This window comes from Halobacterium hubeiense (genome assembly GCF_001488575.1).
GTDB classification, from domain to species: Archaea; Halobacteriota; Halobacteria; order Halobacteriales; family Halobacteriaceae; genus Halobacterium; species Halobacterium hubeiense.
In genome coordinates this window covers 1-20,139 of the sequence record NZ_LN831304.1, presented here as the reverse complement: position 1 = coordinate 20,139, position 20,139 = coordinate 1, and the positions used below count along the sequence as shown (strand labels likewise).

At 60.7% G+C, this 20,139-nt stretch carries 25 protein-coding genes; 8 read left to right on the top strand and 17 right to left on the bottom strand.

Annotated features, from left to right (window positions below):
* Positions 1-216 precede the first annotated feature (216 nt).
* Positions 217-1,509: an RNA-guided endonuclease TnpB family protein gene (locus tag HHUB_RS14770; RefSeq protein WP_059058855.1), complete on the top strand. Its 1,293-nt coding sequence runs from the start codon at positions 217-219 to the stop codon at positions 1,507-1,509.
* Positions 1,510-1,514: 5 nt separating this feature from the next.
* On the opposite strand, the gene HHUB_RS14765 is transcribed toward HHUB_RS14770, so the two are convergent.
* The 6 genes from HHUB_RS14765 to HHUB_RS14740 all read right to left on the bottom strand — a co-directional run bounded on the left by HHUB_RS14765 (position 1,515) and on the right by HHUB_RS14740 (position 5,670).
* Positions 1,515-3,248, bottom strand: a complete 1,734-nt coding sequence (locus tag HHUB_RS14765; protein WP_179204632.1) for a hypothetical protein — start codon at positions 3,246-3,248, stop codon at positions 1,515-1,517.
* A 28-nt stretch (positions 3,249-3,276) separates the two neighbouring features.
* Entirely contained in the window at positions 3,277-3,696 is a 420-nt protein-coding gene (locus HHUB_RS14760; protein WP_008364408.1) for a hypothetical protein, read from the bottom strand.
* Positions 3,697-3,702: 6 nt separating this feature from the next.
* On the bottom strand, positions 3,703-3,981 hold the full coding sequence (locus HHUB_RS14755; protein WP_008364407.1) for a hypothetical protein: 279 nt from the start codon (positions 3,979-3,981) through the stop codon (positions 3,703-3,705).
* 209 nt (positions 3,982-4,190) lie between these two features.
* The gene (gene xseB, locus HHUB_RS14750; RefSeq protein ID WP_059058852.1) at positions 4,191-4,373 is read right to left on the bottom strand and encodes an exodeoxyribonuclease VII small subunit; all 183 of its coding nucleotides are present in this window, start codon (positions 4,371-4,373) and stop codon (positions 4,191-4,193) included.
* A 2-nt stretch (positions 4,374-4,375) separates the two neighbouring features.
* Positions 4,376-5,428, bottom strand: a complete 1,053-nt coding sequence (gene xseA, locus HHUB_RS14745) for an exodeoxyribonuclease VII large subunit (protein ID WP_059058850.1) — start codon at positions 5,426-5,428, stop codon at positions 4,376-4,378.
* A gap of 74 nt (positions 5,429-5,502) precedes the next feature.
* Positions 5,503-5,670: a DNA-binding protein gene (locus HHUB_RS14740; protein WP_004048632.1), complete on the bottom strand. Its 168-nt coding sequence runs from the start codon at positions 5,668-5,670 to the stop codon at positions 5,503-5,505.
* Between the two features lie 134 nt (positions 5,671-5,804).
* On the opposite strand from HHUB_RS14740, the gene HHUB_RS14735 reads away from it, so the two are divergent.
* Both HHUB_RS14735 and HHUB_RS14730 read left to right on the top strand, forming a co-directional pair.
* Positions 5,805-6,101 carry a PadR family transcriptional regulator gene (locus tag HHUB_RS14735; RefSeq protein ID WP_006183479.1) on the top strand — a complete coding sequence of 99 codons (297 nt, stop codon included), beginning with the start codon at positions 5,805-5,807 and terminating at the stop codon, positions 6,099-6,101.
* A 53-nt stretch (positions 6,102-6,154) separates the two neighbouring features.
* On the top strand, positions 6,155-7,042 hold the full coding sequence (locus tag HHUB_RS14730) for a hypothetical protein (RefSeq protein ID WP_058365179.1): 888 nt from the start codon (positions 6,155-6,157) through the stop codon (positions 7,040-7,042).
* A 321-nt stretch (positions 7,043-7,363) separates the two neighbouring features.
* On the opposite strand, the gene HHUB_RS14725 is transcribed toward HHUB_RS14730, so the two are convergent.
* The 6 genes from HHUB_RS14725 to HHUB_RS14705 all read right to left on the bottom strand — a co-directional run bounded on the left by HHUB_RS14725 (position 7,364) and on the right by HHUB_RS14705 (position 11,296).
* A complete protein-coding gene (locus HHUB_RS14725) occupies positions 7,364-9,379 on the bottom strand; it encodes a heavy metal translocating P-type ATPase (protein WP_238324118.1) in 2,016 nt (671 codons plus the stop codon).
* A gap of 140 nt (positions 9,380-9,519) precedes the next feature.
* Positions 9,520-9,720: a hypothetical protein gene (locus tag HHUB_RS17440; protein ID WP_231554340.1), complete on the bottom strand. Its 201-nt coding sequence runs from the start codon at positions 9,718-9,720 to the stop codon at positions 9,520-9,522.
* Between the two features lie 70 nt (positions 9,721-9,790).
* A complete protein-coding gene (locus HHUB_RS14720; RefSeq protein WP_049987864.1) occupies positions 9,791-9,988 on the bottom strand; it encodes a heavy-metal-associated domain-containing protein in 198 nt (65 codons plus the stop codon).
* A gap of 146 nt (positions 9,989-10,134) precedes the next feature.
* A complete protein-coding gene (locus tag HHUB_RS14715; protein ID WP_058365393.1) occupies positions 10,135-10,530 on the bottom strand; it encodes a hypothetical protein in 396 nt (131 codons plus the stop codon).
* A gap of 136 nt (positions 10,531-10,666) precedes the next feature.
* The gene (locus HHUB_RS14710) at positions 10,667-10,942 is read right to left on the bottom strand and encodes a DUF7521 family protein (protein WP_049987862.1); all 276 of its coding nucleotides are present in this window, start codon (positions 10,940-10,942) and stop codon (positions 10,667-10,669) included.
* A gap of 3 nt (positions 10,943-10,945) precedes the next feature.
* Positions 10,946-11,296, bottom strand: a complete 351-nt coding sequence (locus HHUB_RS14705; RefSeq protein WP_058365958.1) for an ArsR/SmtB family transcription factor — start codon at positions 11,294-11,296, stop codon at positions 10,946-10,948.
* Between the two features lie 114 nt (positions 11,297-11,410).
* On the opposite strand from HHUB_RS14705, the gene HHUB_RS14700 reads away from it, so the two are divergent.
* A complete protein-coding gene (locus tag HHUB_RS14700) occupies positions 11,411-11,971 on the top strand; it encodes a DoxX family protein (RefSeq protein WP_058365957.1) in 561 nt (186 codons plus the stop codon).
* Between the two features lie 28 nt (positions 11,972-11,999).
* Positions 12,000-12,395 (top strand): SHOCT domain-containing protein, encoded by a 396-nt coding sequence (locus tag HHUB_RS14695; protein WP_049986821.1) that lies wholly within the window; start codon positions 12,000-12,002, stop codon positions 12,393-12,395.
* 14 nt (positions 12,396-12,409) lie between these two features.
* On the opposite strand, the gene HHUB_RS14690 is transcribed toward HHUB_RS14695, so the two are convergent.
* Together HHUB_RS14690 and HHUB_RS14685 are read right to left on the bottom strand one after the other, a co-directional pair.
* Positions 12,410-12,859 carry a universal stress protein gene (locus HHUB_RS14690; RefSeq protein ID WP_008364394.1) on the bottom strand — a complete coding sequence of 150 codons (450 nt, stop codon included), beginning with the start codon at positions 12,857-12,859 and terminating at the stop codon, positions 12,410-12,412.
* 155 nt (positions 12,860-13,014) lie between these two features.
* A complete protein-coding gene (locus tag HHUB_RS14685; RefSeq protein WP_059058845.1) occupies positions 13,015-14,400 on the bottom strand; it encodes a permease in 1,386 nt (461 codons plus the stop codon).
* A 181-nt stretch (positions 14,401-14,581) separates the two neighbouring features.
* Here HHUB_RS14685 and HHUB_RS14680 point away from each other — a divergent pair, with 181 nt between their 5' ends.
* The 3 genes from HHUB_RS14680 (at position 14,582) to HHUB_RS16260 (ending at position 15,966) form a co-directional block, all read left to right on the top strand.
* Positions 14,582-14,953 (top strand): SHOCT domain-containing protein, encoded by a 372-nt coding sequence (locus HHUB_RS14680; RefSeq protein ID WP_059058844.1) that lies wholly within the window; start codon positions 14,582-14,584, stop codon positions 14,951-14,953.
* Positions 14,954-14,976: 23 nt separating this feature from the next.
* Positions 14,977-15,618, top strand: a complete 642-nt coding sequence (locus tag HHUB_RS14675) for a hypothetical protein (protein WP_059059086.1) — start codon at positions 14,977-14,979, stop codon at positions 15,616-15,618.
* A gap of 126 nt (positions 15,619-15,744) precedes the next feature.
* On the top strand, positions 15,745-15,966 hold the full coding sequence (locus tag HHUB_RS16260; RefSeq protein ID WP_082687294.1) for a hypothetical protein: 222 nt from the start codon (positions 15,745-15,747) through the stop codon (positions 15,964-15,966).
* A gap of 28 nt (positions 15,967-15,994) precedes the next feature.
* On the opposite strand, the gene HHUB_RS14670 is transcribed toward HHUB_RS16260, so the two are convergent.
* The 3 genes from HHUB_RS14670 to HHUB_RS14660 form a co-directional block, all read right to left on the bottom strand.
* Positions 15,995-18,175, bottom strand: coding sequence for a heavy metal translocating P-type ATPase (locus HHUB_RS14670; RefSeq protein ID WP_059058843.1), 2,181 nt, complete (start codon positions 18,173-18,175; stop codon positions 15,995-15,997).
* 93 nt (positions 18,176-18,268) lie between these two features.
* A complete protein-coding gene (locus HHUB_RS14665) occupies positions 18,269-18,697 on the bottom strand; it encodes a universal stress protein (protein ID WP_059058841.1) in 429 nt (142 codons plus the stop codon).
* Positions 18,698-18,764: 67 nt separating this feature from the next.
* Entirely contained in the window at positions 18,765-19,991 is a 1,227-nt protein-coding gene (locus tag HHUB_RS14660; protein ID WP_059059084.1) for a tyrosine-type recombinase/integrase, read from the bottom strand.
* Positions 19,992-20,139 lie beyond the last annotated feature (148 nt).

The following is a 20,139-nucleotide window of genomic DNA, read 5'->3' as shown; positions in this document are numbered from 1 at the left end:
AACACGGGACCGTGTATTTACTATCCGAGTGGCCCTTCTTTGTCGAGCGCTCTTGCTCCTTGTAACACCAATCCTCGCCACGTAAGCCCATGAGCGTCTTTGACTTCGCTCAGTTGCTCGTACTCCTCCTCGCTGACCTCGATATTCAGGTTCGGCATCTACTCTGGAACTTAGTAATTCATTATCCTTAACTATCATCCCTTCGTTAACATTAGTGTGGGTACCACGGTCACGAAAACGCTTCAGGCAACGCTCGTACCTCCAACGACACACAAAGAGCGACGCCTTCAGCGAACCGTGGCCACGTATCGCCGTGCCCTTTCGGACGCGTTCAATAGTGGTGCGGAGACGCGCTCGGCAGTCAACAACATCGTCACGGACGACAACCTCACGTCCTACGCTAAGGACGCGCTCAAGTCCTACGTCCCGCAACTCTACAATACGTACAACGCCAAGGAATTGACTGACGATCACCCAGTCCGGTTCACGAACCGGGGTTGGGAATTGGATCACTCGCCCGATCGGACCCACGAGTTCTGCTGGCGCGTTCCACAAGCTGGGCGCGGGACCTCGTTTTGGATACCGCTTCGCATCAATCCCGATCAGCGGGAGTTGTGGGATCGCCTCTACGATGGTGACGTGTCTGTAGGCCAGTTCCGATTGCGCCAAACCCGAACGTCGTGGACATTGAACGTCACCGTCGAATACAGTGTACCGGAGCAAGAACCGCCTGAAGAGCCTACACCGATCGGCTTCGATGTGGGTGAGTCGGCGTTGCTCGTCGGCTGTGCCGTCGAGCGCGGTGCTCCACAAGACCCACTGTTCATTGACGGTGGACACGCGCGATATCTTCGGAAAGAGATGTTCACGACGCTCCGTCGTCTTCGAGAGCGAAACGCCGCCGATTGGCGGATTGACGAGCGTTCCAACTACCACCAGAACGCACTCACGGATATTGTCGAGAAGGCGAGCCGAGAGGCCGTCGAGTACGCCGGGCAGTTTGAGAAGCCAGTAATTGTCCTCGAAGATCTGTCGTATATCCGTGAGTCGCTGGACTGCGGAAAGTGGATGAACCGTCGTCTTCACACATGGGCGTTCGCCCGATTGCAGGACCGTATCGAGGACAAAGCCCTCGATGCTGGCATCCCTGTCGAGTACGTCAATCCGGCATACACGTCGCAGACGTGCCATGCGTGCTCCCACATCGGATCGCGCTCGGGTCAGGCGGAGTTTCGTTGTACCAACGACAGCTGTTGGGTGACGACGTATCAGGCAGATCTGAACGCGGCGGTTAACATCGCTAACCGTCTCGACCCGTGGGGAGAGAGCCTGCCGTTGAAACCGGCGGGCGATGACTCGCCACGGGACGGGAGTGCCTGTGACAGCACCACGGGACACCGAGAGACGAGTCGGAGACCCCGACAGATGACTCTCTCGGCGTACAGTTCCGAAACCTCCTCGCTCCGCGAGACTTCCTTTGTAGGGGACTCTACCGTTCATGGTGGATGAGGATGTCACGGGTTTTGTCCGAAGATATCTTCTGGGCCGAGCATCCGGAGGAGGCGCTTGCCAGCGTAGAACATCACGAAGAACGGCAGAAGCTGCCAGCCGACCTCGAACACCAGTGCAAACCAGCCGTCGATCGTCCCGAGTGGATGCCAGCGGGCCGTCGCGGTATCACTCACGTACGCCGGGTCGTGCCCGAGCCACGAGCCAGGGTGGTACCGAGCCGTGTAGATGCCCGGTTCGTCGATGGTCACGATCGCCACCCCCGAGGCGTTGGTCTCGATGCGCTGATCCGCGACCGTGATGTACCCGTTCCGGGTGGTGCCGCCGATTGGATACTGACGGCTATCGTCGAGCCCGATCGGCGCACCAGTTTGATTGTCCCGCAGTTCGACCCTGAGCGTCGCTTGGGACTGATTCTGTTGGATGACCTCGACAGTGAGATTACTGCGGCGGAGTTGTCGCTCGGAGCCGGCATCCGGCTCGACGATTGACGCATTCACGCCCCGGACGATGCCCGCAACGTGCAGCGCCTCTCGATCGACGTTCTCGGCTCGAACGGCGACGCCGTACGTCGTCGTGTACGACTGGTTGACGATGTCGATATCGATGTTCTCACCGATGGTGCCGACTGGCGACGGGCGGTCAGTCCCCCAGGTCTCGATGAGTTCCGGCCCGTCTCGAACCGGCTCGGCACGCGGCCCGATCCGCGAAGGGTAGGCGTGGACGTACACCGGAATCGCGTCCGACTGAACGGTCGCACTAGCAGTCCGATTCGACCGAACGAGCGTGTCCCAGTTGGTGTTCCGAGCGGTGTAGAACCGCCAGATGCCACGGACCCGTGCCTCACCGTCCTCCGTGAGCGTGTACCCCTGCCACGGCCGCGACTGGAAGATGGCCACGCCGGCATCGCCGTTCGGATACTCGGCGTAGTAGGGGTACGCCGAGAGGTCGTAAATCTCGACGGCGATCGAATCGGAGACGTTGCGTGATTCCGTCCGATAGGTAACGTCGACGTCCGTTCGGTCACCCAGGTCGGTTCTGACGGTTTTCTTCAGCCGGACGCTAATCTCCGCTTCCAGCGTGAGATTTGCACTCCAGTCGTCCTCGATCTGGTAGTCGAGGGCAGGCGTATGGGCCCCGTCACGCTCGGCGATGGTCTCGCCGTCCGTCTTCACCCGGACTGCTTCGATCTCGTGCTCCGTGAGCGACCACGAGATAGTCGTGTTGCCGGAGGAGCTCCCGTTGGGTACGCGAACGCGGTAATCAACGAACCCGCGCATCGTCCCATTCGGCGCGATGTAGAGTGGGGTTTCACCGGACTCGAGGTGGCCACGAGTAGAGGGCTGGACCGCGAAGATCGTTGCGTGAGCATCTTCGATGAAGACGCCGTCCTCGAGGTCCGCGTGCGGCGGATGCACGGACGTATCTGGGCCGCCGGCGTTGAGGTCCTCAAAGTCGTTCCGCGTCCACGTCGCCGCGGTCGTGGGCGGCCGTTTGAACGTAATGTCCGTCCCGTTCGCGACTTGATGGACAGCGGAGCGGTCCTCGCCGTAGCGCTGGCGGTACTCCTCTTGCGTGATGTAGCTGTCCGCATCACGTGACCACAGCGTTGCCGACTCGTTTTCCGTGAGCCCGTTCCCCTCCGTACCTGGTCGTGGCGGGTCAGCGGCGACGATACCCGTGACTAGGCTCGTCGCGAGCAAGCCGGCCATGAGCACGGAGAGCTCTCGATGGTTCATAGGGCTCGCAACGGGGACTGCGGAGTGGTTACCAGGGGACGAGGTCGACGCACTGCGCCAGCGGGAGGCCCATCATCGACCCGGCAACCGTATAGAGCGGGCCGAGCACGACGAGGACGACCGCGGACTTCATCGCCGACCGCTTGTGGCGCTTGAGGCCCTTCTTCTGCTCGGGATTGAGGGTAAACATCTCGATGAGGGAGTCAGCCTGCCAGACGATGGCGAGGCCGACGATCCCCAGCGCGGTGGTCAGCTGGAAGAACCCCTCAATCATACTCGGGAGGTTGTCTGCGCTACAGACGGCGTTACTCTGGGCGGCGACCGGCTGGACAGCGAACAGGCTCAGGAGGACGACGGTGAGCGCTGCCTGTCGAGGGATCTTCCCGGTCAGCGGTGACTGGTTTTCGACGCTACGCTCAGGGTCGGAGGGAGTCTGATCCTGTGACATAGCGGGTTAGTCGTCAGTGGCGTCTCCAGCCGTGGGCTGGTTCTGCTGCTCTTCGACGAGAGACTGGAGGTCGTCGAAGCGGTTGGTGTCCTCTGCGATCTCTTCGAGTGTGTAGCCTTGTTCGCGGGCCCGTTCGAGGAGGTCGCGGAGTTCATCGGGGTCAACACCGCGGACTTCCATTTCCTCGCGGAGGGCGCGGCGATAGAGGGCGGAGGCGTTGATGTGGTCGTTCCACATCAGGTACAGGTCATCGATGTCTTCGATGGTGACTGACCTCGTAATCATACATGCGGGTATGGGTATGCACCGGCTGAGTCCCGGTACATATTGGCGCGGTAGCTGGATGATGCCTAAATGCTTTCTGGCCACCAATAACTGCAAATTTGTTGAGTAAATTATAACCAAATTACTTGTTGCCCTCGTAGAAAAAGTATTAACCAACACATGCCGAGTGCGGTGGGGAGTCTGTTGGTTAAAGCTGAGAATCAGCTCGCTTACTCGAGCTCCACAACTTCGCCGCTCCCCTCGTCGAGGATCTCTCGCACCTCGGCCAGGAGTTCCTCCCCTTCCTCGTGGAGTGCAGTACCTTCATCGAGGTCGCACTCGTCCGCGTCGAGCTGCTCAATAATTTCCTCGACGCGACTCACCCGATCGTGGATTTCGGCGTCTTTTGCCACGGTTAGATCACCCCCAGCCAAAGCCCAGTGATGACCAGTAACAGCAACAGCAGTACAGCGATGGCGACCTTGTAGTAAATCGGTGGGAGGCCCTCGGGTGCGGTCGCTTCATCGACTGCTTCGGCGAGCTCCTGTTCGTGTTCGTGGTCCTGCTGGAAGGTCTCGTACGCGGCGTCAAGCTGTTGCTCCAGCGGCTCGATCTCACTCGCAAGGAACTCTTGGCGGGAGTTCACGATATACTCACCGGCGGCGGTCGGCGTGATCGTCGCGACGTCCGCCACCTGATCCGCGATGAGTCGGTCATCGGTGTGGCCAATCGCGGTGACAACCGGGGTATTCGCGGTGAAGATCGCCTCCGCGACCCGCTCGGTGTTGAAGGCTTGGAGGTTCGAATCGCTCCCACCGCCCCGACTGACGATGATGGCGTCGACGTCCTCCGAGCGGTCGAGATGGTGGATGCCGTTCGCGATGGACGTCGGCGCGTTCGACCCCTGGACGGTTGCGTCCTTCACCAGGATGTCGACGGTGGGGTCCTGTCCGTGGATCGCGTTTTGGATGTCGTACCGGGCGTCTCCTTGAAGGGACGTGACGACACCGACCCGCTCCGGGAACGCCGGCGGTTGCTGTTTCTGTTCGTCCTCGAACCAGCCACGCTCTTCGAGTTCGCTTCGCAGTCGCTCGACGGCAGCCGCCTGGTCGCCGTCGCCAACGACGATCACCTCCCACGGTTTGAGGTCGATTTTCCCACCTTCCCCCCAGTAATCGATATCGCCCTCGAGGATGACTTCGGTCCCGTCCTCGAGGTCGGCGTCCATCTCCCGGTAGCGGTTCGCCCAGATCATACAGGGGAGCTCGGCCTCGCCGTCGGTGAGCGTGAAGTAGAGCGCCGTGCTGTTCTGGTGGAGGTCGGTGACCTCCCCGATACAGCGGACGCCGTTGAGGGCAGGCGTGTCCTGGACGACCGACGCGATCCGGTCGTTCAGCTGGGACACGCTAAGGACCTCTCTCGCATCGGGTTCGACCGCCTGCCGTTCGGTATCCGGTGCGTCCGCCATCTCCGTTGCCTAACTTCTGAACAGTAACCTCAAAAAGCTACGTTCGAGTGCCGGATGGGCTGCGTTACGCAGGCCTACAGGTCGCGGGGCTGGACCGTCTTCCGGTCGTTGGCCTCGGCACGCTCTGCGGCGTCGTCGAGCAGTTCGGCGACCTCTTCGTTGAGGGCGTCGTAGAAATCTGCCGAGACGTTGTGGTCCGAAAGTGCGTCCTTCACGGCTGCTTTGACGATTAGGTCAGACATTCCATCGCGGACTTCTCTTGTCCACCATATAAAGGTTCGAAGTTCTCACGTAGTCTTCCTGACCAGTCCCGCCGAATTCGCCTCTGAGTACCAGAGAGAACATATGCCACCCCTCAAAAATAGGGAACAGGCAGATGCACGATCTAACTGGGTTCCAGCGGGATATCTTGTACGTAACCACCGGTCTCGAGGAACCACATGGGCTCGCAATCAAGGACGAACTCGACGACTATTACGAGCAGGAGATCAATCATGGCCGCCTCTATCCGAATCTCGACGATCTCGTCAACAAAGGACTGCTGGAGAAGGGCGAACTCGACAAGCGGACGAACGTGTACACAGTCACGCAACGCGGATTGCGGGAAATCGAGGCGCGACGTGAGTGGGAAAGTCAGTATTTAGAAGACGTGAACGCACCCACTCCGTCGTAGAATCATTATAAAAGCGGGACTGCTTTACCCACTTCCCACGAATCCACAGTAAGATGGCTCGGCTCGTCTTCTATCACCACCCACAGGCCGAGAATTTCTCACTCAAATATAGCTCGGCATCGGTGGCAGAGATCCTGTCTCAGCGAGAGCAATCCGACGAGTCGACAAAGCTCATCGGGTACCCCTTTGAAACACCGGTCTATGTGCTCTACGAAGGCGATTCAGAGATCGAATCAGCCCGAGAGGTCGACTTCGATCAGGAATGGCTGAGCGACCGTATTCGTGACCTCCCCCGTGCTGGGCAGGTTGTCGCATTCCGATTAGTAGAGTTGCTCGAAGCCGCGGTCGATGTTCGAGATGAGGATGAGTTCCGGCTCTACAAGGAGTTCGAACCGCAAAAGATCCAGCAGGCACTCGATCACGTCTCCTGGGGAGCACCACTTCCGACCGTCGCTGGAGAGGTGATGTCGAATTTGATTCTCCGACATTCCCTCCCGAATGCGAATCATCGAACTGGCATCGCGATGCTGCAGTTCTGTATTGAGGGTGTGGACCCGGATTTTGAGATGCCACGAACACACGTCGACGACGATTCCTGGCGAGAGTGGGTCGATCCCTATATCGTCGATTCCAAACGGCTCATTACTGTCCGCCGGAACAACCTCCGTTTCAAGCAACTCGAAGAGCTGGACGTCGACCTCGTCGAACGGAAAGATGGGATCCAAATCCGATTAGCCGAGTTCGAGCTGGATATGCACTGGCGAGAAGCCCTCTCAGAGTATGCTGGGCAGCACGAATCCCACTGTACGGACTTCGCGCAGGCAGTTCTCGAACGAGCAGGACGGGACGATCTACTTGACCGTCAAGGACCAACGAAACAAGAGTTCATCACGTATCTGGAGAACGGACTGGTCGAACGAGACTTCAGAGAAATGTTCTGATCAGTCGCGAAGCTCGGCGACCGACTGACCAACCTCACGGACGTGTTCACTTCGCTCGAGGTCGAGTTCCTCGGCGAGGTAGTCAACCGTTTCTTCGAGGCTCATATCGGAATGAAGTCCGTCTAACGGTATAAACCTAGTGCTGGTGCAACAATGTAGCCCATCAGAGGAAGCGTCTGTGTATACCAAACTACGTACCCCTCGAGAAAACTGTGGAATCGGTGACTGCATAGCGATACCCACCGAAATCACGCAGTGTCGCCATTTGCTGTCCATCAACCGAACTCAATTGAAAGAAGCTCCGAAGCGATCGGGAGCGTTTCAGTCTGCAGGTTGTGCGTCAGTCGCTGGTGTCCCGCTTGGAAGCTCGGGGATGGACAGGTCCACGCGGCGGAGCAGCTGGGCGTTGATCGCGACGATTACTGTACTCAACGACATCAGAAGCGCACCCACAGCCGGGGATAGCAGAATCCCAATCGGTGCCAACACGCCTGCTGCAAGCGGAATCGCGAAGATGTTGTAGCCGGCCGCCCAGACGATGTTCTCCTGCATCTTCCGGTAGCTCGCCTTACTGAGTTTCACCAGCCGAACGACGTCCATCGGGTTGTTCTGCACGAGGATGACGTCCGCCGACTGGACCGCAACGTCGGTACCGCTCCCGATTGCGATGCCGACGTCGGCCCGCGTCAGCGCCGGCGCATCGTTCACACCGTCGCCGACCATCCCCACGAGCTTGCCCTGGTCCTGGAGCTCCTGGACTTTCTTGTCCTTGTCTTCGGGGAGGACTTCCGCGAACACCGTGTCGATGCCCAGTTCGTCGGCGACAGCGTTGGCGACGTCCTGCGAATCGCCGGTCAGCATCGCCACCTCGATGCCTAGCTCGTGGAGGGCGTCGACGACGCGGAAACTCTCCTCGCGGATCACGTCGGCCATCGCGAACGCGGCGATCAACTCTCCGTCGCGAACGAGATACACCACCGTCTGGGCGTTCTGGCCGGCCTTGTCAGCGAAGTGCTGGAGATGGTTGGGGATCTCGCTATCGAGCTGTGAGAGCAGATTCGGACCGCCGACGTACACCTCGCTTCCATCGATGTTCGCCCGGACCCCTCGCCCTTTGATTGCCTCGAAGCCGGACGCATCAGGGGCACTGAGATCACGCTCGTCAGCTGCCTCGCGGATGGCTCGTGCGATCATGTGTTCGGAGTCGCTCTCGACAGCTGCCGCCAGTGCGAGCGCGTCGTCCTTGTCGACGCCGTCGACGGTCGCCATATCGACGACGCCGTGCTCGCCTTCGGTGAGCGTCCCCGTCTTGTCGAAGATGATCGCGTCCAGCTTCCGTGCGTCCTCCATCGCGATGCGGTCGCGGACGAGCATCCCGTTGCGCGCCGCCAGGGAGGTGTTGATTGCGACGACGAGGGGGATGGCGAGTCCAAGGGCGTGTGGGCAGGCGATGACGAGCACCGTGACGACGCGCTCGATGACGGTCGCATCGAACGACACCGCTACCGTCCACGCGATTGCGGTCACGACTGCCGCCCCGAGCGCGACGTAGAACAGCCAGCCCGCCGCGCGGTCGGCCAGCACCTGCGTCTTGGACTTGCTCTGCTGAGCTTCCTCGACGAGCCGCATGATGCCAGCAAGCGTCGTCTCCTCGCCCGTCGCACCGACACGGACACGGAGACTGCCGTCACCGTTGATCGTCCCACCGATGACCTCGTCGCCGGGTTCCTTCGAGACGGGCTTGGACTCACCCGTGATCATCGACTCGTTGACGTCTGAATCTCCCTCCTCGACGACGCCGTCGGCGGGCACGCTCGCGCCCGGCCGGACGAGCACGAGGTCTCCCTCGGAGAGCTCACTAACAGGGACCTCTTCGGTCTCGCCGTCCTCGGTGAGTCGTTCTGCTGTGTCCGGCATCAGCTTCGCCAGTTCGTCGACGGCGCTCGAGGCTCGGCGTACCGACCGCATCTCGATCCAGTGGCCGAGGAGCATGATGTCGATCAGTGTGACGAGCTCCCAGAAGAACGCCGACTGCGTCGGGAACACCACGCTCGCGAGGCTGTAGACGAACGCGACGGTGATCGCCATCGAGATGAGCGTCATCATCCCCGGTGCCCGGTCTTTCAGCTCCGGCACCGCCATCTGGAGGAACGGCACCCCACCGTACGCGAAGACGATGACGGCGAACACCGGGTTGATCCACTCGCTCCCCGGGAACGTTGGGACGGAGAACCCGAGCCACTCCTGGAGCATTTCGCTGTACAGGAGGACGGGAATCGACAGGAGCGTCGAGACGAAGAAGCGCCGGCGGAACATCTGCTCGTGGCCTTCGTGCATCCCGCCATGCCCCTCACCGTGGCCCTCGTGGGAACCGTGGTCGTGCCCTTCGCCCTCGTGTCCGGCGTGCTCGTGCTGCTCGTGGGATGCCATTTCATTCGCCGCAGCAGGGTGAGCCTCGTCCTCCAGTAGCTCCTGTTCTACCCCTTCTTCGTCAGATTCACCGACCGCTTCATCGTGGTCGCCGTGTTCGTGCTGGTGACTGCTGGTGTCCTGCTGATCCTCTCCTCCCTGGGAATTCTCAGTTGTATCTTTGTGGTCATCCATAGATCATGTTCTCTGTAGAGGTGGATTCGCTGGCTTCCTGAATCTTCGCCCCTGAAACCGTACAGCAGGACCATCGTAGGCAAACTCCAAAGACAACTGTAGACCGTCGTCTCGAAGCGGTCCGTGCTATCCGCTAATTCCTACTCAGGCGTGAGCGGTGTACCCTGCGCCTTCGACGGCCTCCACAAGGGCCGTGACCTCTGCCTCACCCTCGACACTTGCCTGTTCGCTTTCCCTGTCGACGGTCACGGAAGTCACGCCAGAGACCTCTTCAAGGGCCTCTTCGACCGTCTGCTCACAGTGACCGCACGACATTCCTTCCACGGTGATGGTTGTCGTCATACAGAGGTACATACGTCTCCCTCTCTTTAGCGGATTCCCTCTTCGATCATACTGGTCTCTTGGGGGTCAAACTTTAGAATCCAAGTAACACCTGCGGGCGCAACGAACCAAATCACAGATTCACCAGCTGTCGATGGCGGGAAGATTCAGGTCTCGTTGTGGCGCTCCCTGTACGTCTTCGCTGCTAAAAAGACATATAGTGCGCCGATAGCCCGAATACCCGAGCGGAATCGCTCATTCCATTCTATCGACTCCGGACGCTCGTACAGGAACGCGGTGGCAAATCTCCGATACAGATCGGGAAACAGGAGGACGATCGCGCCGAACAGGCCGGTAAGATTCATCAGCCACGCGTATGCTCGCCCGTTACGGAGGGAAATCGCAGCTATCAGAACGCCCTCCGACCGGATAGCTGGACGGACCCACTCTCTCACAGTTCCCTCACTTGGGTTCGCAATCGCGAGTTTCTCGAAGAGCCCGACGATCTTGTCCGGGAACAGTGCTGAGATAGCGCCGAGGACACCCACGAGTGTTCGAATCATACGATATTGTACGACTGGTGCGGACATAATTCCCGCTGCGACCCTACACTAGCGAGAATAAGGGAATCCGAACAATAGCGACTTCGAATAAGGAACGACGCCCAGAGGACGCTTCTCGAATGAATGTCCCGAATACTCAGGGGTTCGGGGCATAGAGGGCGTAGAGAATTGACAGCATCCCGGCTGCGGTGACAACTGCTGCGACGAATCCTGCTTCGAAGATCGACACCTGGAGGAGTTCGAAGAGGACGCCTTCGAGAAGGCCGCCCAACCCGACCAGCGCGAAGCCGGCGGCGACGTACAGGAGCAACTGCGTGTGATGCCGCTGGTACCCACGATAGGCTTGGTACGCGATTACCAGCGCCAGCGCGGTCGTGAACAGCTTGCCGATGACGAATAACGTGTGTTCCATGAGTCAGTCTCCCCGCATCTCCTCGAAGATGGTCGTAATCCGGTCGGCGGGGTCCGGCCGGACATCGATCTGGACATCGAAGCCCTTGGCCTGCAGGAGAACTTCGACGCGTTCGAGGCGCGCCTCGTACTCACTGTAGTGCCGTCCGTCGGGGTCAACGTGCGTGTACTCCTCGAGGAGGCCCTGCTCGACGAGGCGCGTGACACGGCGTGAGACGGTCGGCCGTGACATGTCGCATTCCTCGCTGAGTTCTTTCGCGGACAGTCGGTCGGTCTTCGTCGCCACGAGGATGTCCCGGGCATACTCGTCGTCAAGCGTGGCGAAGATGTCCGACGGGTCGGCCTCCTCAGTCACACGTCCGTACTCGCGACAGGAGCGTAATATAGCCCCCCGGTTTTCTGACTCAGAACGCCGGCTCGCTATTATATCGTCTTACTCCGCCTACTGATAGTTGAAGGTGCAATAATTATGTCCACACTCGACTCCGGCATGAACCAGCTCGAGAGCAGAGTCGGCGGCCTGACCGTCGGCGGGAAAGTCCACAGCCTCAGCGCGTGGTTCGTACTCGCGCTCCGCCTCATGATGGGCTACGCGTTCGCGTACTCCGGGTTCACGAAGATCACCGGCGAGTTCGCCGCCGGCGGCTACCTGTCGAACGTCGCGGCGACGAACGGCAACCCGCTCGCGGGCATGTTCGCGTGGATGGGTAGCACGCCGTGGTTCGTCGAGTTCGCGAACGTCGCCGTGCCGTGGGGCGAGCTGTTCATCGGCCTCGGCCTGCTCGTTGGCGCGTTCGTCCGCCTCGCGGCGTTCTTCGGCGCGCTCATGATGCTCATGTTCTACTTCGGGAACTGGGACATGGGTCACGGGTTCATCAACGGGGACTTCGCGTACATGCTCGTGTTCCTCGCGGTCGCCGCGTTCGCCGCGGGCCGCATCCTGGGCCTCGACCAGTACATCGAGAACTACGACGTCGGCGGCGAGACGCTCGTCGAGCGCTATCCCGCCCTCGAATACATCCTCGGCTAACCACGCCGAGACCTTTGGGAGTACAACAATGCAAAATCCAATTCAAGCACGCGGGATTCGTTCTCTGGGACTCATCGTCGTCGGAGCGCTGGCTCTGGCCGTCGTCGCCGGAATGGCGCTAACACACGCGACTGTCCCAGATGCAATGATGTGGGGCTGGCACGACGGGATGTGGAACGACGGCCACATGGCCGGATGGGGTAGCTGGGGCTGGGGGATGATGCTGTTCGGTCTCCTGTGGATGGCACTCCTCGTCGCCGTCCCCCTCGGTTTCATCTACTGGCTGGGAACGCGGTCGCAATCGAACGGCCCCGCTGAGGATAGCGCACTCGCCGTCCTCCAAGAGCGGTACGCCCGTGGCGAGATCGACGACGAGGAGTTTGACCGCCGTCGCGCCCGTCTCACACCAGATGATGGACGGTAACGGACGGTCGTTCCCTACTCGCTGACTTCGGTTTTCACGACGGTTGCCGGACGCGTCGTCAGCCGAAGGACGCGGTCGGTGACACTTCCGAGCAACGCACGATATTCGTCCGGCCGGCGTTTGGTACCGAGCACGAGGAGATCGGCGTCACAGTCGTCTGCGTGGTCCACGATGGTCTCAGCGGGGCGGCCATGTTGCATTGCCGTCTCGACATCGACATCGGTTTCTGCGGCTCGACGTCGGAGTTCGGAAAGCGTCTCCTCGCCGTGTTCTTCGAGACCGTGTTCGGGACCTTCGGCTTCGTCGACGTACTCGTCCCCGCTGTACGCAGTTACGACATCCTCGTCAACGACGTAGAGCACATGGAGGACTGCGTTGTGAGCGGCTGCGAGCTCGAGTGCATGCGTTTCAGCATCTTCAGACGCAACAGTTCCATCGGTCGACAGGAGAATTCGGTCGTACATTCAGTCAGAATTCAAAGGCGGGTATCATAAATTCGGCTTCCAATTCTCTCTGCTCAAGAGTCACGGTAGCGTGTTCAGTATGGCCGCGTCAGCGGATGTGTCCAAGCACGACTGACGTACTCAATCGAGACTGTGAACCATCAACGAGCTGTCCGTCAGTGGTCGTGCCCCTCCATCACCATCGGATGCCCGGTGGCGTATTCGTCCGGGTTTTCCCCGAAGGTCTCCTTGCAGGTCTGCGAGCAGAAGTAGTACGTCTCGCCGTCGTGCGTCGCCGATGGCTCGCTGTCGTCAGTCCGCATCCCACAGACGGGATCGCGGTACTGGCCGGGCGCACCGAGACCGCGACGATAAACATACAGCAGGAACCCGGAGAGCGCGAACGCGATGAGGTTGAGATAGAACGTGTAGTTGAGTTTGAAGTACGTCTGCTCCGTCGCCGTCTCGCCGCCCGCCAGATCCGGAACGATTCCCAGCGCGTCGAACAGCAGCTCCATGAGGAAGCCGGTGAACGCCATCGTCACGAAAAAGACGCCGAGGATGTACAGCATGATCTTCCAGCCGTAGTACTTCCGGTAGACGTTCAGCACGGGGATCGTGATGAGGTCGGCGTAGACGAACGCGATGATCCCGGCGAAGCTGACGCCACCGCCCCACAGCGCGACGGCGAACGGGACGTTGCCCATACTGCCAACGAAACTGAGGACGGCTATGGTGACACCCATAATTGCGTTCTCGGCGGTCACGAGCAGGCCGTCGCCCTGAATGAACAGCGTGTTCCACACCCACTGGGGGACGAAGACGATGACGAACCCCGAGATGAGGAAGCCAGCGACGATGTCCTTCCAGATCATCGACCACTCCTTGCGGTACTGATTCCCGATTTTGTACCAGCCACCCCACGACAGCAACTCGTCACGCCACCCGCCGCGACTCGACGTCTCCTGGCGGTAGGTCTCCATACAGCCCTCCGAGCAGAATTTGAGCGTCTCCCCACCGTCGGTCGTGAGCGTGTACTCGTCTTTGCCTTCCATCCCGCAGGTGGGGTCTTCGGTGACGCCCGCCTCACGGTCGCGCTCGTTGAGCGTCTCCCGGACCTCGTCGAAGAGATTCTCGGGGAGCGTGAGGTGGACGATCACCGCCATCACGGCGATGAGGATGAGGCCGCCCAGCAGTTCCGCCAGGAGGAACTCCCAGCCGAGCAGAATCAGAATCATCAGCCCGAGTTCGACGATGAGATTCGTCGACGCGAACATGAACGCGAGGAAGTTCACCGCGTGCGCTCCCTTCTTGAACAGGCCCTTCCCGATAGCGACAGCGCCGAAACTGCAGCCGCTGCTCGCCGCGCCGAACGCGGTCGCCTTGGTGAGCCCACTCAGATCACCGTCGCCCAGCACCTGTGCCATCCGCTCCTTGGAGACGTAGACCTGGACGAGACTCGTGATCGTGAGACCCATAATGATCGCCCACGCCGCCGTCCAGAGGAACCCGACACCGATTCGGAGGGCTTCGAAGATGCCCTCGACCATCGTCACCTGCATAGATGTATCATCGTGCGGATCATCTTTTGCAGTTTTCCTTCAGATAGTTCGGGTTAGAGCCGCGGTAAGTATGAATTCAAAAGATTAGCGGTGGGTAGAACACGCAGGTCGAAGGCACAACCGCATTGAATAGTTAGGACGTAGTATTACTTGAGACCCAAACTCACGGAGGGATTACAATATGCCGACAAATTCAGACGACACGCGACTTGTTACGCTCCTCCTCGTTATCATCGGTGCCGTATTCATCGTCCCACTGTTCTTCATGGGCTTCGGGATGATGGGGTTCGGCCCAATGATGGGCGGGATGTGGGGCGGTCACATGTGGGGTGACGGGACGATGCCTGGCTGGATGTTCATCGTCGGCATCGTGATGCAGTTACTGTTCCTCGCTGCCCTCCTCGGCGGTGGCTACCTCATCTACCGTGCGATTACGGGAAGTGAGAGTAGCTCAGACCAAGCCCTCGAGGAGCTCCGGGTCGCCTACGCCCGCGGAGAGCTGACCGACGAGGAATACGAACAGCGACGCGAAGCACTCGAACGAGATACCTGATTTCCACCCGCGAAACTTGAATGATGACCGGATTCTCCGACCGCCGTCAAGAGCCAAGGCATCTGCAGCTTCCACCGTGGCTTGACCGATACATGACGCTGGGACTGTACGGACTCCTCGTCGGGACGGGACTCTGTCTGGTCGCGTTCCTCACGAATCCGGTTCCCGACCCCTCGTTCCCGTGGGCGACGCTGCCCAAGGCAGTACGGCTGCCGGTTGTACAGCCCCGCATCGAGCACTGGCCAGTGACCTACACTATCGGCATCTGGCTGTGGGTTTTCTGCTTCCCCGCACTCTTCCTCGCCGGATACCGGCGATACGGCGACAGGAGCCGTGGAGCAGCGGTGTGGCTCGTCGGGTTGCCGACCCTGGCGATGCTGGGCTGGACCACGTACTGCCGGTTCTTCTGGCCGAAACTCCATCCTCCGACTTGGAACGCCCCAGCCTACACGTTCGTTTGCTGGCTGTACTGTTCGACCTACGACGTGCTCTGGAGCAACACGGCATACACAATTGCGCTATTCGGCATCGTCACGACGCTCCTCGTCATGCGACACCAGGATACAGACCGATATGCCCTTCTCGGGTTCGGGTTCCTCGCACTTCCGCTCGGATTACCGGCCCTGTACGAAGGATATCGACGGGTGACGCGAACCAGGAGCTGAGGAACTGTGACGGGCGGCTTTACAGCTCTGCGGGGGACATCTGTGGGTGATAATGCGGGCTGGTAATTGGCATCACTCAGTACAGCCCGAGGAAACGTTATCCGTGAGAGCCTCCTCGACACGAGTATGTCGACGACCGTCTCAGCACCCGAAACAGACGAGACGTGTGCGTACTGTGAATCCCAAATCTTCGACCACGACCCCATCTGCGTCCGCGACTGCGATGATGACTGTGGCTCGCCCAAGTACTTCTGTAACTACGCCTGTCTCTCCGCATATATCGACGAAAACAATCTTACTACCGGCAATGCGTGTGAGTGGACTCCCGACGACACCAGCTGTTGCTGATCGGTCCGTTCGAAGCCTTCAGCGACCGTTATTCACGGAATCCGAGTAACCGAAGCCCGTTCAGTGAAACGAGGACGGTGGACCCCTCGTGGCCGACCACGGCCAGCGGCAGGGGGATGCCTCGCAACAGAATCGTCCCAACCATCAGGGCGATCGCACCGAAGGCGATTGTGAGATTGACCGTCAACGTCCGGCGCGTCCTGCGACCGAGTCCGAGCACGTAGGGGATCTTCCCGATGTCGTCGCCCATCAAGACGACGTCAGCCGTTTCGAGGGCAACGTCGGTCCCGGCGCCACCCATCGCGATCCCGAGCGTCGCCGTCGCCAACGCGGGTGCGTCGTTCACCCCGTCACCCACCATCGCCACGTTCTCGTATCGCTCAACCAGGTCTTCGATAGTTGCCACCTTCTCTTCCGGCAGCAGTTCCGCCTGTACCTCGTCGATACCGACTTCGTCGGCGATCTGCTGGGCGACACGTTCGTTGTCGCCGGTCAGCATAACGATGTGCTCCACACCGAGCGACCGGAGATCCTCGATCATCTCTGCAGCCCCCGGCCGGACCGTGTCGGTGAACGCAAGCCATCCCAGTACCGTGGCGTTGCCAGCGTGCTCGCGGGCGACAAGGACACTGGTCTTCCCCTCCGCCTCCAGGGTCCGAAGCCTGTCGAGACCGGGTTCGAGTCCCTCGATCGCAGCGTCTTCGAGAACCGTCTCGACGTAACTCCGATTCCCGATGTGGATGGTTCCGTCGTCGACGTCGGCGCGCACGCCTTTCCCGGCCTCCGACTGAAACCGTCGCGCGTCGGGGACGTCGAGGGCGCGGGCTTCGGCTTCCGAGACGGTCGCACGAGCCAAGTGATGCTCCGAGCGGGCCTGGACGGAGGCTACGAGCGAGAGCAGCTCGTCGGGCGTCAGTGACTCGTCCGCGAGGCCATCCCGGACGAACACGTCCGTCAGCTGTGTCTCGCCCCGCGTGAGGGTGCCCGTTTTGTCGAATGCGACCGCGTCGATGTTCGCCGCCGCCTCGACGTGTTCGCCGCCCTTGAACAAGACGCCCTGCCGGCCGCCGGAGGCGATCGCCGACAGCACCGCCGCCGGCGTGGAAATGATGACCGCACACGGCGACGCAGCGACCATGAGCGTCATCGCGCGGTAGAACGTGCTGGTGAACTCGCTTCCGAGCGCGAGCGGGATGGCGATCGCCGCGATTGTGAGTCCGAACACGCCGAGGACGTACGGCTGCTCGAGGCGGTCGATGAGCCGCTGTGTAGGCGCCTTCTCGCTCTGAGCACGCTCGACCATATGGATGAGACGGCTGATCGCCGACTCGTGGGCCTGCCGCGTGACCTCGATTTCGAGGCTGCCGCTCTCGTTGATCGTCCCCCCGAACACCTCGTCACCGGGTTCCTTCGGCACGGGGACGGACTCACCGGTGAGCGACGCCTGATCGACCGTCCCCTCGCCGGACGTGACGACGCCGTCGAGCGGGATGCGGTCACCCGGGCGGACGACGAACACGTCGCCCACGGCGACTTCGTCGATTGGGACGGTGACCTCCTCCCCGTCGCGTAGCACCTGCGCTTCATCCGGTCGCATCTCGACGAGGGACTTGATCGCTCGGCGTGAGCGGCCGATCGCGTAGTGCTGGAGCGTATTCGAGAGCGAAAACAGGAACAGCAGCATCGCGCCCTCGAACGGGGCGCCAATCGAGAGGGCACCGAGTGCCGCGACGATCATCAACAGGTCGATGTCGACCGCACGGTGGCGCAGCGTCTCGACCGCCCCTTTGAGTCCGTACCAGCCACCGAAGACGTATGCGACGCCGTACCCAGCCCACATGAGAAGTTGAGGTCCTTCGAGCCACCCCGTCACTAGGCCGACGGCCATCCCGAGGAGGGTCAAGCCGACGAACACGACCTCCTGCCTGAGTTCCGAGCGGGTACTCACCTCATCCGTTGCTGTCTCAGATTCGTCCTGAATCGACACGTGGCGGTCGCGGACAGCGTCTCGAATCGTTTCTTCTGAGATGAGGCTCCCGTCGTAGGTGATCCGGGCGTCTCCTGTTCGAAACGAGACGTCAACATCGTGGACGCCGGAGAGACGCCTAAGATGTCGTTCAAGTGCCCGTGCTCCCGCGTCGCCCCGACCACCCCGTCGTTCAATGTGGATCGTACACGTCGAGAGAGATGGAGATTCAGTAACAGCCACGTTCTCGGTACCTATGAGTTGGTTTGATTTCACGTTTGAGGTGGGCCGACGAGCATTCATCCGATCCTAATCCCGGCACACGAGTCGAGGGTTTCATCCAATGATGGTTACCGGGATCTGTGCTCGGCGAGTGACTGTCTCGGCAACACTTCCGAGGAACGTCCGGTCTAGGCCTGACCGACCGTGGCTCCCCATAACGATCTGGTCGATGCCGTTGTCCGCAGCGTAGTCGAGAATCTCACGCGCTGGTTTCCCGACTTCAGTGACAGTATCGAGCACAATATCGTGGTCCGCCGCGAGATCCGTCGCAGTCGTGTGAATCTCGGTCGCCCGCTCCTGGGCGGTATCGTACCAGTCCTCTGCGACTGGCAAGCCGCCGGCCTCTACATCGATTACCGAATCGATCGGGTTGATGACGTAAATAGTGGTAATCGTGGCGTTCGGAAAGGTCTCGAGTGCGTATATGAGTGCACGCTCGGCAAGCGGGGAGCCGTCCAAGGCGACGAGAACGTTGTCAGGCATACGATAGAGTTCGAGAGGTGTTGAGAAGAGTGTAGTGCCGAAAACTCGGCACTAGGAGTACCGTTAATTACCCATCAATCTCTGAGAGCGCCTCTGTTGCAACGTCACCGAGTTCTCCGGCCTCGATGTGCGAATATCGCTCCCGAACCATCTCCTCTGAGTTATCGAGATACCGGGCCGCCACCGTGTACCCGAACGCGCGGACAAGCACCTCCCCCATACCACGACGACCACCGTGCGGGGCAAGATAATCGTGTTTCGGATGGTCGATATCGATCTCTGCGGTCTCCGAGAGCCGTTGAAGAATTGACCGTGCGCCGTCCGTCGTGATCGACGGCGGCCGAATGTCCTCATCGAGCGCCAGCAGGAGGTCGCGGGCGTATTCGTTACGGCACTCAGTAATTGCTTCTGAACGTTCCCCTCGTTCGCCTAGCTCTTCCCGAACGAGCTCTGCGAGCGTCCGTTGGTCGAACGTCGGAAACACCGGCCAGCGCTCCGTCGGTGGGTCCATCAGCTGACGGAAGCTCCGCAGCGGCGAGATCACCGGGTCGGGGAGACTCGCGGCGTCCCACTGCTGTTTCTTCCGGTAGACGTCCATACTGCCGTCGTCGAGGGAGAGGTCCTCCCAGCGGACGCCGCGCCGGCGCGGGTCGTTCGGATCGCGGAGGAGTTCGCCGACGCGGACGGCGGTGTACGCGAGGACGAACACCAGAGCCCGGTCACGAGCCGCCTTCAGCGCCGCGTAGCGTGCTCGTTGCTTGTCGAGGGAGTCAGTATCCTCTGGGAGTGTCGTGTACGCCTCGACGACGTCGCGAGCCTGTTCGTCGACGTGGCGGGTGAGGGCGTGGCGCTGTTCGGACGTCCAGGCCTGCTGGTCGCCGGGCTTGCGGCCGTCGTCCTCCGGCAGCGGCGCCATCGCACTCGCCCGTTGCGCGTAATGGGCTTCGAGATATCCCTCGTTGACGCACCAGCCACACCACGCAGAGATATAGCGGTAATAGGTTTGGACGGTGTTCTGTTTGAGGCCACGGTCACCAGCGAGATACCGGGCGTACTCGCGGAAGACGCGTTCGTCGAGATCGTCGAAGGTGGGATCGCGGTCGACGTCGTTGGGGACGATCCCGGCCCAGTCGTCGTCACCGCGGTCGCCGGCGACCCACTCGGCGAACCGCTCGAGCTCACGCGCAGCGTTTCGTCGATAGTTCCCGCCGTCGCCACCGCGGCCTTTCCCCTTGTCCTGGAGGTAACGCTCAAAGCTATCGTCGAGCGGCGTCGAAAGTGCTCGGTCAGACATCCACCGGCCCTCCACCGTCCTGCGAGTCCGGTCTCGGTGCCTCTACCCTGGGGGAAGCGCCGTCGTGAGGCGGTTGCAGCATTCGTGCTTCACCGACGGCGGCGGGGTACTTGAAAGTGGTCGTGATTATTCATGTAATCACGTCCAG